This is a genomic window from Nocardia grenadensis NBRC 108939 (assembly GCF_001613445.1).
Lineage (GTDB): Bacteria > Actinomycetota > Actinomycetes > Mycobacteriales > Mycobacteriaceae > Nocardia > Nocardia grenadensis.
On the sequence record NZ_BDCJ01000013.1, the window covers coordinates 151,632 to 165,339 of the forward strand.

The following is a 13,708-nucleotide window of genomic DNA, read 5'->3' on the forward strand; positions in this document are numbered from 1 at the left end:
ACATCCGTCGCCGAGGCCCTACTCCGGTCGCACGACGACCACACGCGGCGGTTGATGTGCCGGATTCCGATGCCGAGCAGAATTCCCGACAGTGCCGGTACCGGAGGTCGAAACGTGCGTGTGTCCATACAATCCCATCCAACCGCCCGGACGGCGCTACTGTCGGTGATCGACCGAACAGTTGCTGGTCAACAACGGTGCCGAGCCGAAGGGGTGCGTTGATCGGGCACAGCACCAGACCCATGAGCGGGCCTTTGACAGGTGCAGTCGCCGACGAGCCCGGAGTTATTTCGGTGAATCGGCACCCAGACGGCCGAAACGGTCCACCGCCGGTGCCGGTGGCCCCTGATCGGGTCGCCGATGGTCGGTATCGCCGGCCCCGACCCGCTTGGCACGCTCAGCCAGGGCAGTAAGTCCCAGGTGGGCGTCGGCTGTGTAGCACACGATTTTGCCCTTGTGATTCTTCGAACGGCCGAGTATTCCGGCGTCGGCCCACTCTGTGAGGGCACGGTGGGCGGCGACAGCCTAGACGCCCGAAATCGGCCCGCAATGGGCTCCACCCGGGTCCACCCACCCAGTTCTGTTCGGTACGCAGACCGGCTGGTAATCGGCCTGGATCGGTCGGCCAGGGCTGACGAACGCATCGGGTCCCGGATTTTCCACACCGCCGCGGGTATTCGGCCTGACCTGCGGTTTCTGCTCCCCCAACTGGACTCGAACCAGTAACCTGCCGATTAACAGTCGGCTGCTCTGCCAATTGAGCTATAGGGGATTGCTCGGCGGCCTCGCCCGTACCGGGCTGACCGAGAGGAAACTCTAGCGTATGGGTGGGTGCGCGCCCAAATCGCGGGGTCGAGCCGGGGTGGGCGGCCGAAACAGGGTCCGACCGGCCGTGGGGACCGGATCGACAGGCGTCGGTGCGGTCGGGCAGGATGGGTCGGCACGGACTACTGGGAGGAGCTCCACCCACAATGTTGCGGTTGATCATCGGTATCGCTGCCGGTTATGTGCTGGGCAGTAAGGCCGGGCGGGCACGCTATGAGCAGATCAGCGCGAGTGCCCGCGCGGTAGCGGGGAGCCCGGTGACGCGCAAGCTGGTGCAGGTGAGCAGACAGAAACTGTCGGACAGGTTGAGCACCCGGCCGAAGCTGGAGCCGATGGAGCCGCTGGACGAGCGCACCACCGTGATGGTGCCGCACGATCAGCTACGGCGACGCTAGCCGGGGTCAGGCGGCACCGAATTCGCTGGTGCCCATGGCCTGTTCCAGCAGACTCTTGCGGTACTGCTCGAGGGCCACGAGGTCGGCGAACAGGGCCATATAGATCTCCGGTTCGTCGACGGAGGAGACGCGGTGCAGCCGTGACTTGAGTTCGGCGATCTGCCGGCCGACCAGGGCGGCCTGGGCATTGGCGAGGACCCCGGTGATGAACCGGGGGATATCGCCGGTGGTCTTCACCGGCAGCGGTTCACTGGCGAGCTCGGAGACCAGGGCACGCAACGTGAGGTCGTCGGTGTGGTCGCCGATCGCACTCACCCAGTCCGCACCCGACAGGCCCGCCGCCACTCCCCCGGCTTCGGCCATGAGCGTGCGCACGGCGATATAGGCGGGGTGGGTGAAGGCGTCGGCTTCGAGGGCGTCGAACGCCGGACCGGCGATCTCCGGGTACTGCAGGCCGGCGGCGAGGGCCTGCCGCTGGGAGCGCAGTACCGGGTCCCGGGGGTCGGGACGGGCGGCGGGCGGCGTGGGGCCGGATTCCTCGCTCCGGGGCGCCCGGGTGGGCGGGGCGGCCGCGGCGCCGCGCAACTTGCGGGCCTCCTCGTCGACCCGGCGGTACACCAGTTGCGGATCCTGCCAGCCGGTCCATTCGGCGAGCTGGGTCGCGTAGCGTTTACGCAGTCCGTGGTCCTTGATCTGGGCGACGATAGGAACCGCCCAGCGCATCACCTCGACCTGACTGTCATAGGTGAGGGCCCGGGTACGGCTGTCCTCGCGTTTGGCGATCTCCTGGCGCAGCGCGAAATCGAACAGTGGCTCGCGGCGGGCGACCATATCGCGCAGGGCGGCGTCCCCGGAGTGCTGGCGCATCTCACAGGGATCCTGGCCGTCGGGCGAGACCACGACGTAGGTCTGCCCGGCGACCTTCTGATCACTGAGGAATGCCTTGAGGGCGGCGGCCTGGCCGGCGGCGTCGCCGTCGAAGGTGAAGATGATCTCGCCGCGCCAGAAGTTGTCGTCCATGAGCAGCCGGCGCAGGATCGCCAGATGGTCGTCACCGAAGGCGGTACCGCAGGCGGCGACGGCGGTTTTCACCCCGGCCAGATGCATGGCCATCACATCGGTGTAGCCCTCGACGACCACGGCCTGATGACCCTTGGCGATCTCCCGTTTGGCGTGGTCGAGACCGAACAGCACCTGGGATTTCTTGTAGAGCAGCGTTTCCGGGGTATTGACGTATTTGCCCGGCATGGTGTCGTCTTCGAAGAGTTTGCGGGCGCCGAAACCGATCACATCGCCGCCGAGATTGCGGATCGGCCACAGCAGCCGCCGGTGGAACCGGTCGATCGGGCCGCGCCGACCCTGGCGGGACAGACCGGCCGCCTCGAGTTCCTTGAAATCGAAGCCCCGGTTCAGCAGGTGCTTGGTGAGGGTGTCCCAGCCGTCGGGGGCGTAACCACAGCCGAACTGGGTCCAGGCGGCCTCGTCGAAGTTGCGGTCGGTGAGGTACTTGCGGGCGACCGTGGCGTCGGGGCCGCGCAACCGCTCGGCATAGAACTCGTGGGCGGCGGCGTTGGCGGCCACCAGCCGGGACCGGGTGCCGCGGTCACGCTGGACCGATGTCCCGCCGCCCTCATAGTTGATCCGGTAGCCGATCCGGTCGGCCATCTGCTCGACGGCTTCCACGAAACCGATGTGCTCGATCTTCTGCAGAAAGGCGTACACATCGCCGCCCTCGTTGCATCCGAAACAGTGGAACAGGCCGTGGTTGGGCCGCACGTGGAAGGACGGGGACTTCTCGTCGTGGAACGGGCACAGCCCCTTCATCGAGTCCGCGCCGCCCCGTTTGAGCGCCACGTACTCGCCCACCACATCCTCGATCCGGACGCGCTCCCGAATGGCGGTGATATCGCGAGCAGGTATTCGTCCGGTCACGGAGTCGAGTCTAGGCGAGCGGGTCCACGCCGGAACCCGAGCACCCTGGCGCGTGTGCGGCCGGTCCTCCATAGAGAGACGATCATTGAGCGCTTACGGTGACGTGGATCTACTCGGGCCGGTCGGCGCACGAGCGCATACGCCCTCCCACCTGCTTCGAAGAGTCGGCAGCCACGGTCGGTCGATAAGGGACCCGGCCGGCCCGTGGTGCCGAAGGCGTCGCCGATCACGCCGGTGAGCACTGTCACGAATCCAGGGTGGCGGCGATCCGTTCCAGGCGGCTCTCGGTGTAGGAGGCGATCTGGTCGACGATCACGCGAACCCGGGCGCTGTCGTCGGCGGCGGTGTCCCACCAGGGCAGCAGCAGCGGATCGAGTGCGGCGGGACCGGTGGCGAGCAGGTGTTCGGCGACGGCGGTGAGCCGGGCACGCTGCTCGGCCTGACGCAGCTTGTGGTCGGGATCGGACATGACGTAGCGCAGCGCGACGGTCTTCAGGACAGCGACCTCGGCGGCGGCTACCGGCGGCACCACCAGGTCGGCGGAGTAGCGGGCGAGCGGTCCGGTATGGGCCGCCCGCGTGGCCACGACCGCCGCGTTGGCGAACCGGCCGACGAGTTCACTGGTGAGCCTTTTCAAGGCGACCGAACTGGCGAGGGTGCCGTCGTAGACGAACACCTCCGCGACGACGGGCAGTTCGGACAGGCGTTGCGCGGCGGCCACCAGATCGTCGACCGAGAGGTCGCGATGCTGCACATGTCCCAGCTCGGCCAGCGCGACCCGCTCCACCGGATCGGCCAGGGCACGCAGATCGATCCGGCCCGCGATGATGCCGTCCTCCACGTCGTGCACCGAGTAGGCCACATCGTCGGACCAGTCCATCACCTGGCATTCCAGCGCCGGCCGCCGATCCGAGGCGCCCTTGCGGACCCAGGACAACCGGTCGGCGTCCGCCTCGTAGGCGCCGAACTTGCCACTCGCCGCGGTGCGATGCCACGGGTATTTGATCGTGGCGTCGAGCGCGGCGCGAGTGAGATTGAGCCCGACACTGCCACCGTAGGAATCGACGACCTTCGGTTCGAGCCGGGTGAGGATCCGCAGATTCTGGGCGTTGCCCTCGAACCCGCCGGCACCGGCGGCAAAGATATCCAGCGCTTTCTCGCCGTTGTGACCGTAGGGCGGATGGCCGATATCGTGCGCCAGTCCCGCGAGTTCGGCCAAATCCGGATCGCAGCCGAGGCCGTCGGCGATACCGCGGCCGATCTGCGCGACCTCCAGCGAATGCGTGAGCCGGGTGCGCGGCGTATCGCCTTCGCGGGGACCCATCACCTGGGTCTTGTCGGCGAGGCGGCGCAGCGCGGCCGAATGCAGTACGCGCGCACGGTCGCGCGCGAATTCGGTGCGGTGCCCGTTTCCGTGGGCTCCGGCACCGGCCAGGCCCGCCGTTTTGGGGGCCTCGCCGACCAGGCGTTCGCGGTCGTGCTCGGTGTAGATCACCGCACCAAGTCTGCCACCGGGCCGTGACCGGCCGGGAGGTCCGGCGGGTGAAGGCTTCACTGCCCGGCGGTGTAGTTGAAATCCGCCGAGAAATGGGTGAGCTGATACCAGAGCAGAGCGGCGGTCTCCCGGGCGATACCGTGCGCCTGCGATTCCCGGGTGTACACGGCCGGACCGGTGCGGGTAGGTGCGGTCCAGGCGTCGAGCCCGGCGTCGCGGGCCATGGTGCGGGTCCGCAGCGAATGCCACGGATCGCTGACCAGCACCGCGGAATCGAGGCCGCGGCCCTGCATCGCGGCGGCCACGGCTTCCACGCTGCGGAGCGTATCGGAACCGGTCTCCACGGCGAGGATGGCGCTCTCCGGGACGCCCGCGTCCATCAGGTACATCTTTCCCGAGGCGGCCTCGGTGTACAGGTCACCCTCCTGCTTGCCGCCGACCGTGATGACAAGGTCCGACACCCCCTGCTCGTACAGGCTCGCCGCCTGGTAGAGGCGCGCCTCGAACACCGACGACGGTGTCCCGGAGTACTGCGCGGCGCCCAGCACCACGATGGCGTCGGCGGGTGTGTAGTCCTCGATCCGCGCCACCTGCCACACCCGCACGGCGGTACCGCCCACCAGGATCAACCCCACCACCAAGGCACCGCCGAGTAGCCGCCCGGCCCAGCGCAGGATCCCGGCACCGATCCCGCGCGCAGCACCGGAGTCGGCACGCGAATCCGGTCGTGTACGCACTGGCGTCCAAGTCACGACACAAGTCTGCCAGGCACCTTCCGAGCCCCGGACACCGCGCGAGCCCGGGTGCCATACCTCGCCGTAACGCGAGGATTCGAGATTCGGGCTGGTCAGGTGATCGCGGACGGATCGGCGGCACCGCGGGGGGCGTGAACCGGAGGGCGCAGACACCCGTCGCCCGGTCGGACGGGCACTTCTTATGGCCCGAATCGTTATCAGTGACCCTCCTTCCGAGGGAACAGAGCCGCTTCATGGGCCTCGTCCACACGCGCCGAGCGCGTCCGCCACGCCCCGGGAACTCCAGTCGAGTACGGTAGCGATTTCCCCGGTCCGGACCGTCATACCGTGCCTACTGCCCAGGTCGCGTCGGCGGACAACGGGGCCGGGCGCGCGAAGACCCGAGACCGCCGCGGGTGCGGTGACCGCGGCACACCGACCCGGGCACCGAAACCACCGTGAGCGGGCGGATTTCACAGCACAGCGCCGCCCGACGGTGAATATCCCGTTGATCAGGGCCGAACACCGGTAGATTCGACTTTCGGAACGGGCCCCGATGTGCTTGGCTATCCCTCGGCGAGATCTGAAGTGCCTCTGATCCATCCATCGGGGTCGACGAACTCGCACCCACACGTCACACCACAAAGGCGTGGCATGCCCGTCGACTGTTTTGGGAATCCTGGGAACAGGTGAACGGCCGGTGGCCGTCTCGGTGAGCACATGGAGCACACGATGTTTTCTCGATGGAAGAGCGCCACCGCCGGTATGGCGGTAATCCTCGCGTCGGTCCTCGCGCCCGCCGTGGCCACGACGGCCCACGCGGCGCCCGCGAACTGCCCCGACCTGTATGTGGTCGCGATCCCGGGCACCTGGGAGACGTCGAAGTCCGACCCCGGCAAGGGAATGCTCGCCCTGGCCGCCGACGGCCTACCGGGCAACGCCCACACCGATTACGTCGCCTACACCGCCACCGCCTTCCCATGGGAGGGCGAGGTCTACGGTCGCTCCAAGAACGAGGCGATCTCCGGAGCCCGCGGACTGATCTCCGATGTGGCGCGACGCTGCGGAAACACGCGATTCGCGCTGCTCGGCTACAGCCAGGGCGCCGATGCCGCCGGTGACCTCGCCTCCGAGATTGGCACCGGGCTCGGCGTGGTCCCCCCGGACCGGGTGGGCCTGGTCGGCCTGATCGCCGACCCGCGCCGCTCCCCCCTCGACAACCTCATCGGCCCACCGGTACAGGGCGCCGGCGCCGGCGGCCCCCGGCTGACCGGTTTCGGCTGGTTGAGCAACCGCACCTACACCTTCTGCGCAGTGGGCGACCTGTACTGTTCGACCCCCGACGGCGATTTCGCCGCCCGAATCGCCGGGTTCTTCGCCCAGGTCTCCAATGCCGACCCCAGCCAGCTCGGCAACTACCAGACCCTCGGCATGCAGCTGCTCAACGACGCGTTGGCGGCGGGTGGACTCGGCCTGCTGCACGACCAGCTCAACAACAACGCTTATGAAGAGCGTAAGAAGCAAGTCGACGATTTCGTGAAATCCGGCATCCACCAGAGCTACCCGGGCTACCAGGTGGCCGGTGGTGTCACCACACTGAGCTGGCTGCGACAGAAGCTCGTCGAACTGTCCTGACGCCCGGCCCCGCACGCGCCGGGGCCGGGCACACGCTCCCGAAACGGCGGCCCGCCGTCCGGCGACCGACTCCTGGTCGCCGGACCACGGCCGGTCCGCCGGTTCCACATTCGCGGGTGTCGCCGCCGCGTCGTTTCCTTCGGCCGAACCGCGGCGCCGGTGGCCCCATCGCCCGGACTCGGCGAATTCGATACGGTCGGCGCGGGGGACAGCGGCAGCGATCACCGACCTCGACCACCGGAACTTCACGGCATCCGCGAAGGCGGCCCCGGCGAACACGGCAGAACCGCCGGACGGGTCACCAACCCCGGCTGCGCCATTCGGCCAGCCGAGGCCGTTCCGCGCCGAGTTCGGTGTCGTCACCGTGCCCGGGATACACGACGGTGTCGTCGCCGAAACGGTCGAACAGTTTGGTGGACACGCCCTCGATCAGAGTCGTGAAATCCTCTGAGCGCCAAGTTTTCCCGATTCCCCCCGGAAACAAGCAGTCTCCGGTGAAGAGGTGGGTGCGACCGGAACCATCGGTGAGGGCCAGGGTCACCGACCCCGGGGTGTGCCCGACCAGGTGGATCACCTCGAGGTCGAGGTCACCGACGGTGACCGTATCCCCTTCCGCCAGGATCCGCTGCGGGATCACCGGTAGCGGGTCGGCGTCGAGGGCGTGGGCCGCGGTGGGGGCACCGGTGGCGGCGGCGACGGCTTCGAGGGCCTGCCAGTGGTCGCCGTGCTGATGGGTGGTGACGATCAGGCCGACTCCGTCGGTGGTCTCCTGCTCGATCAGCTCGAGGATCCGGTCGGCTTCGTTGGCGGCATCGATGAGCAGGGCGGCTCCGGTGGCGGTGCACTGGACGAGGTAGGTGTTGTTGTCCATCGGGCCGACCGACATCTTGGTCACCCGGGCGCCGGGGACCTCACGGCGCTGCGGCGCGGAACCCGGTGAGACATGGCCGGTGTAGGTGGTATCGATGGTGATCACACCCCGATGCTAGCGAGGACCCGGACGGGTTTCCGGCCGACTCCCGGCTGCTCGCGCGGTACCCGAGGCCTTCCGCTCCCGCTCAGGAGCTACCCCGATCGGGGCGGCGGTAAGGGCGCGGAGCGGAAGGAGCGCGGTCAGCAGCCGAGCAGGCGCTGCGCCAGGTAGCCCTCGACCTGGTCCAGGGCGATCCGCTCCTGTGCCATGGTGTCGCGTTCACGCACCGTGACCGCTTGGTCGTCGAGGGTGTCGAAATCGACGGTAATGCAGAACGGGGTACCGATCTCGTCCTGGCGGCGGTAGCGGCGGCCGATGGCGCCGGCGTCGTCGAACTCGACGTTCCAGTTCCGGCGCAGCCGGGCGGCGAGATCCTTGGCCTTGGGGGTGAGGTCGGCGTTGCGCGACAGCGGCAGCACCGCGGCCTTCACCGGCGAGAGACGGCGATCCAGGCGCAATACCGTGCGGGTGTCCACGCCGCCCTTGGCGTTCGGGGCCTGGTCCTCGGCGTAGGCGTCGACGAGGAACGCCATCAGCGACCGGGTGAGACCGGCGGCCGGCTCGATCACGTAGGGGACGTAACGTTCCTCGGTGGTCTGGTCGTAATAGCTCAGTTCCGCGCCGGAGTGCTTGGCGTGCGTGGACAGGTCGTAATCGGTGCGGTTGGCGATACCTTCCAGCTCACCCCATTCACCGCCTTGGAAACCGAAGCGGTACTCGATATCGGTGGTGCCGGCCGAGTAGTGCGAGAGCTTCTCTTTCGGGTGCTCGTACAGGCGCAGGTTCTCCGGGTCGATACCGAGGTCGGTGTACCAGGAGAAGCGGGTGTCGATCCAGTACTTGTGCCATTCGGCGTCTTCGCCGGGCTTGACGAAGAACTCCATCTCCATCTGCTCGAACTCGCGGGTGCGGAAGATGAAGTTACCGGGGGTGATCTCGTTGCGGAAGCTCTTGCCGATCTGGGCGATACCGAACGGCGGCTTCTTGCGCGCGGTGGTCATCACGTTCGCGAAGTTCACGAAGATGCCCTGTGCGGTCTCCGGGCGCAGGTAGTGCAGGCCCTCTTCGTCGTCCACCGGGCCCAGGAAGGTTTTCAGCAGGCCGGAGAAGTTCTTCGGCTCGGTCCAGCTGCCGGGCTGGCCGGTTTCCGGGTCATTGATATCGGCGAGTCCGTTGGCCGGGGGGTGGCCGTGTTTGGCTTCGTAGGCCTCGAGTAGATGGTCGGCCCGGTAGCGCTTGTGGGTGTGCAGGGACTCGACCAGCGGATCGGAGAAGGTCTCGACGTGGCCGGAGGCCACCCAGACCTGGCGCGGCAGGATCACCGACGAGTCGAGGCCGACCACGTCCTCGCGAGCGGTGACCATTGAGCGCCACCACTGTTTCTTGATGTTCTCCTTGAGTTCGACGCCCAGCGGACCGTAGTCCCACGCCGATTTGGTACCGCCGTAGATCTCACCGCACGGGTACACCAGACCCCGGCGCTTGGCGAGGTTGGCAACGGTGTCCACCTTCGACTTGGGTGCCACGCGAGAATTCTCCATCCACTACGAATCGCCAGTAGTTACGCTGCCCGGATCGGGCTACGTGATCGCAGTTGCCCACGGTAGCTGCTCTGCCGTGCGCGGCTGATCGGGTACAGCCTAGTAGGTGCCCATGGGCCGGGCCCAGCCGCAGCCCGCCCGCGCCCGCAGTACTGTCGGCGGGCCCGTGCGAGCACGATTCGCGTGCGCATCGGCATGGATATTTGACATGCATACCCATGCATATCAAAATGGGACCGGTTTCCAATAAGGAGTGGACGATGACAACCGACACTGCCGCCGCCGGGCAGCACAATCCCTACCGCTCCCCCGCGCCGGTCCCAATACCCACCCGGACCGTGCTGGAGAACGCGGGAGAACTGCTGCGCGCACTCGCGGCACCCGTCCGCATCGCCATCGTGCTACAACTGCGGGAGTCGCCGCGCTGTGTGCATGAGCTGGTGGATGCCCTCGGCGTTACACAACCGCTGGTCAGCCAACATTTGCGGATTCTCAAATCGGCCGGGGTGGTACATGGTGAGCGATCGGGCCGGGAGGTCCTCTACGAACTCGTCGACGACCATCTGGCGCATATCGTGGTCGACGCAGTAGCGCACGCCGAAGAAGAAGGGTAATTCGTGTCCGAGAACCTGGTCACCGACAAAGGGACCGCCACACAGAGAGCAGTCGGTGTTCGCACCACGCGGCAACGCAACGCGATCGCCTCGCTACTGGAGGATATCGACAGGTTCCGGTCGGCTCAGGAGCTACACGACGAGCTACGCCGGCGCGGCGAGGGGATCGGACTGACCACCGTCTACCGCACACTGCAGTCACTGGCCGACGCCGGCATGGTCGATGTGCTGCGCACCGACAACGGCGAATCGGTCTACCGGCAGTGCTCGACCGGTCATCACCACCATCTGGTGTGCCGCCACTGCGGCCGCACGGTCGAGGTCGCCGGTCCGACCGTGGAGGCGTGGGCGGCCAGCACCGCCTCCAGCCACGGGTTCACCGAAGTCAGCCATACGCTGGAGATCTTCGGTACCTGCCACTCCTGCTCCGCGGCCGGCCGGGGCTAGCATCCCGGAGCACCTCCGAACCACGGCGAAGGCCGCTACCACCGGGTGGTAGCGGCCTTCGACGTATCCCGTTCGCGGCTCACGCGGTGACCGGCACCGGCGCCGGTTCGGCCGTTGGCACCGGCTCGACCCGGGCACGATCGCGGATCACCCCGATACCGAACAGCACAAGGGCGAACCCGGCCCACGCCAGCAGCACCAGCAGCGGCCGCTGCGCGCCCGCTCCGTCGAAGAACGCCACCGAGCGGAGCAGTGATGCCGCGGCGCCCGGGGGCAGTAACTGCCCGATCGCGCCCCACGGTTGCGGCAGCAGTTCCGGAGCGGCGGTGGCGGCGGAGAACGGGTTGCCGATGAGCAGCATGGTCAGGGCGGCGATACCGATACCCACCCGGCCGATCACGGTGGCCAGCCCGGCGACTGTACCGGCGACCGCGAAGGAGACCAGCCCGGCCACCACCGACAGCGCGAGATAGTTACCGGGAACGATGGACAGCCAGGTCTGGGTGACGAGCATGCTCAGCAGACCACCGGCGATACCGAATACGAGCGCCCCGAGTGCACGGCCGCCGGCGGCAGGCACCAGCAGAGTCAGCAGCACACCGCCCGCGATACCGGCCATGACCAGCGGGAGCGCCATAGCACCGAAACCCGCTCCGCGCGGATCGTCGGGGTCGGCGGGGACGACATCGTCCACCGGCGCGGCCGGCGCGCCGGACATCTGCTGGCCGATCTGGGCGAGCTGCTGGGCGAACGCGGGGGCCGCGCCGGAGGCTACCAGCACCCGCGGCGCGTCACCCCCGGTCACGATCGCGCCGTAGACCTCGCGGTCGCCGATGGCCGCACGCGCCGCCGCTTCGTCGGGCACGACCGTCAGTTCGAACGCGCCGGGATTCTGGCCGGTCAGCCGGGCCTCGACCATCGCGGCCTGCGGACCGGCGACGGCGAGCGGTAGCTCCCGGGGCGCGATATTCGTCGCCGGCCACGCGAAAGCGATCAGCATCAACGCTTGCAGCAGGGCCGCGCCCACCCCGAGTGCCACGGCGCGCTGGATGACGTTCATGACGTTCTCCCCAGAAAATCGAAGGCTCGTTTTTTTAGATGCACTCACGGTCCCATCACCCGCATACCTTGTCAAGAACGAACATTCGTTTTAGTTTGGACGTATGCCCCGAGTCAGTGACGAACACCTGGAACGCCGCCGGCAACAGATCCTGGACGCCGCCCGTATCTGCTTCGTCCGCAAGGGCTTCCACCAGAGCTCCATGCAGGACGTCTTCACCGAATCGGGACTGTCCGCAGGTGCTGTCTACCGCTATTTCAAGAGCAAGGACGAACTCGTCATCGCGCTCGCCTCGACCGCCGCCGGGGATATCCGCGCGCAGATGACGGCCGTCATCCAGAGCGACCCGCTCCCCACCCCGGCCGAACTGATCGCGCGGATGACGGAATGGATCGACACCCAGAGCGGCCCGGAGGGCCGGATACGGCTGGCGCCGCAGGCCTGGTCACTGGCCCTCATCGACGAAGAGGCAGCCGCACCCGTGCGCCGGACCCTGGCGGGCATCCGGGGAATGTGGCACGAATACGCCGAACGGATGCGCGCGGCCGGATGGCTACCGCCGGATGCCGACGTGGACGCGGTCGCCGCCGCGCTATTCGGGCTACTCCCCGGATACGTGCTCCAAAATCTGCTGCTCGGAGATCTCGTCCGGGACCAGTACCTGCGCGGTGTGGACATCCTGTTCCCGTACGGCGATCCGGAAAGCCGCCGCCCCCGGTCGGCGGCCGGTTCCACGGCAGCCGCCGACCCGGCCTGATCACGTCAGGGTAGTAGACCTTTGCGCGCTTCCCCGGCGCCACCGAGCACCAGCAGCAACATCGTCGTCAACGCCATATCGTCCAGGCCGGCCGCCGGGAAGGTGTAGCGCAGGATCACATCGGCGAGCTTGTCGTGCGCGATCAGCGCGATCGAACCGAACTGCAACGACGCGTTCCGTTCGGCCACCCGCTTGTGCAACTGCGGTTTGAGCGGCCGGTCCCAGGCCAGCACACACGTCAGCGACAGCACATCCAGGCCCGGCGTCAATGTGAACGCGCTCAGCGAACACAACGCTCCCTGGAAATCGAAACGCAGGGAACCGTCGTTGTCGACCCGGACGTCGATATCGTAGAGCCCCAGTCCGGCACCCGCCCGGGCCTGCAACTCCAGATCCGGTGCCAGCGCACCCGATTCGGCCTCGCCGCTCATTTGGTACCTCCGAACCGGCGATCCCGCCGCGCGTACTCGAGACAGGCTTCCCACAGATTGCGCCGATCGAAATCCGGGAACAAGGTCGCCTGATAGACGAACTCGGCGTACGCCGACTGCCAGATCAGGAAATTCGAACTACGGAACTCCCCCGACGGCCGCAGGAACAGATCCACATCCGGCATCTCAGGCTCGTCCAGGAACCGGGCGATCGTATCCTCACCGACCTTCTCCGGATCGATCTCCCCGGCCGCCACCCGGAGCGCGATCTCCCGTGCCGCATCCGCGATCTCGGCCCGGCCGCCGTAGTTGACGCACATGGTCAAGGTCATCACGGTGTTGTCCTTGGTCAGCTCCTGCGCCGTCTCCAACTCGCGGATCACACTGCGCCACAGCCGCGGCCGCCGCCCCGCCCAGCGCACCCGCACCCCCATCTCATGCATCTCGTCGCGCCGTCGCCGGATCACATCCCGGTTGAACCCCATGAGAAACCGCACCTCGTCGGGGCTACGCCGCCAGTTCTCGGTGGAGAACGCATACGCCGACAACCACTTCACACCGATCTCGATACAACCCTCGACGGTGTCCATGAGCACGGCCTCGCCCTTTTCGTGGCCCGCGGTACGCGGCAACCCACGCTCCTGCGCCCAGCGCCCGTTACCGTCCATCACCAGCGCGACATGCCTGGGGACCAGCTCCGCGGGAATCTCCGGCGGGCGGGCCCCGGAAGGGTGCGGTGACGGCGGTCGGATGGTACGGACGGTATCGGACGCGGGCACGTCCGAACCGGTGGTGTCACGACGCAGGATCACGTCCAAAGACTAGCTGTGTTTATGGCGCGCTGGCGCGCGCGGGGTCGAGGCCCCCAG

General features: G+C 67.7%; 13 protein-coding genes and 1 tRNA gene. 5 read left to right on the plus strand and 9 right to left on the minus strand.

Translation table 11 applies throughout. From position 1 onward, the window contains the following. Window positions 1-699: 699 nt before the first annotated feature. A tRNA-Asn gene (locus tag NGR01S_RS16735) sits at window positions 700-772 on the minus strand. Window positions 773-971: 199 nt separating this feature from the next. On the opposite strand from NGR01S_RS16735, the gene NGR01S_RS16740 reads away from it, so the two are divergent. Then, window positions 972-1,220 carry a hypothetical protein gene (locus NGR01S_RS16740; RefSeq protein WP_063037811.1) on the plus strand — a complete coding sequence of 83 codons (249 nt, stop codon included), beginning with the start codon at window positions 972-974 and terminating at the stop codon, window positions 1,218-1,220. Between the two features lie 6 nt (window positions 1,221-1,226). Here the strand turns inward: NGR01S_RS16740 and dnaG are convergent, their stop codons facing one another. The 3 genes from dnaG to NGR01S_RS16755 form a co-directional block, all read right to left on the minus strand. Next, entirely contained in the window at window positions 1,227-3,152 is a 1,926-nt protein-coding gene (dnaG, locus tag NGR01S_RS16745; RefSeq protein ID WP_063037813.1) for a DNA primase, read from the minus strand. Between the two features lie 244 nt (window positions 3,153-3,396). Beyond that, window positions 3,397-4,644, minus strand: a complete 1,248-nt coding sequence (locus tag NGR01S_RS16750; RefSeq protein ID WP_063037985.1) for a deoxyguanosinetriphosphate triphosphohydrolase — start codon at window positions 4,642-4,644, stop codon at window positions 3,397-3,399. A 59-nt stretch (window positions 4,645-4,703) separates the two neighbouring features. Continuing rightward, window positions 4,704-5,324, minus strand: coding sequence for a YdcF family protein (locus tag NGR01S_RS16755; RefSeq protein ID WP_174551712.1), 621 nt, complete (start codon window positions 5,322-5,324; stop codon window positions 4,704-4,706). 789 nt (window positions 5,325-6,113) lie between these two features. On the opposite strand from NGR01S_RS16755, the gene NGR01S_RS16760 reads away from it, so the two are divergent. Next, a complete protein-coding gene (locus tag NGR01S_RS16760) occupies window positions 6,114-7,016 on the plus strand; it encodes a cutinase family protein (RefSeq protein ID WP_084481230.1) in 903 nt (300 codons plus the stop codon). A 298-nt stretch (window positions 7,017-7,314) separates the two neighbouring features. Here NGR01S_RS16760 and NGR01S_RS16765 read toward each other — a convergent pair whose 3' ends face one another. Continuing rightward, window positions 7,315-7,992: an MBL fold metallo-hydrolase gene (locus NGR01S_RS16765; protein ID WP_063037817.1), complete on the minus strand. Its 678-nt coding sequence runs from the start codon at window positions 7,990-7,992 to the stop codon at window positions 7,315-7,317. 137 nt (window positions 7,993-8,129) lie between these two features. Beyond that, a complete protein-coding gene (locus NGR01S_RS16770) occupies window positions 8,130-9,515 on the minus strand; it encodes a glycine--tRNA ligase (protein WP_063037989.1) in 1,386 nt (461 codons plus the stop codon). Window positions 9,516-9,790: 275 nt separating this feature from the next. Between NGR01S_RS16770 and NGR01S_RS16775 the strand changes: the two genes are divergently transcribed. Next, complete coding sequence (locus NGR01S_RS16775) at window positions 9,791-10,144, plus strand: ArsR/SmtB family transcription factor (protein WP_030523140.1); 354 nt, start codon at window positions 9,791-9,793, stop codon at window positions 10,142-10,144. Window positions 10,145-10,147: 3 nt separating this feature from the next. After that, window positions 10,148-10,591 carry a Fur family transcriptional regulator gene (locus tag NGR01S_RS16780; protein WP_245664635.1) on the plus strand — a complete coding sequence of 148 codons (444 nt, stop codon included), beginning with the start codon at window positions 10,148-10,150 and terminating at the stop codon, window positions 10,589-10,591. Between the two features lie 79 nt (window positions 10,592-10,670). On the opposite strand, the gene NGR01S_RS16785 is transcribed toward NGR01S_RS16780, so the two are convergent. Next, a complete protein-coding gene (locus NGR01S_RS16785; RefSeq protein WP_063037819.1) occupies window positions 10,671-11,651 on the minus strand; it encodes a hypothetical protein in 981 nt (326 codons plus the stop codon). A 103-nt stretch (window positions 11,652-11,754) separates the two neighbouring features. Here NGR01S_RS16785 and NGR01S_RS16790 point away from each other — a divergent pair, with 103 nt between their 5' ends. Beyond that, window positions 11,755-12,408 carry a TetR/AcrR family transcriptional regulator gene (locus NGR01S_RS16790; RefSeq protein ID WP_063037821.1) on the plus strand — a complete coding sequence of 218 codons (654 nt, stop codon included), beginning with the start codon at window positions 11,755-11,757 and terminating at the stop codon, window positions 12,406-12,408. Window positions 12,409-12,413: 5 nt separating this feature from the next. Here NGR01S_RS16790 and NGR01S_RS16795 read toward each other — a convergent pair whose 3' ends face one another. Beyond that, a complete protein-coding gene (locus tag NGR01S_RS16795; RefSeq protein WP_030523144.1) occupies window positions 12,414-12,839 on the minus strand; it encodes a CesT family type III secretion system chaperone in 426 nt (141 codons plus the stop codon). Further along, the gene (locus NGR01S_RS16800; protein ID WP_174551710.1) at window positions 12,836-13,651 is read right to left on the minus strand and encodes an isoprenyl transferase; all 816 of its coding nucleotides are present in this window, start codon (window positions 13,649-13,651) and stop codon (window positions 12,836-12,838) included. Before NGR01S_RS16800 ends, NGR01S_RS16795 begins: the two co-directional genes overlap by 4 nt. Window positions 13,652-13,708: the final 57 nt, after the last annotated feature.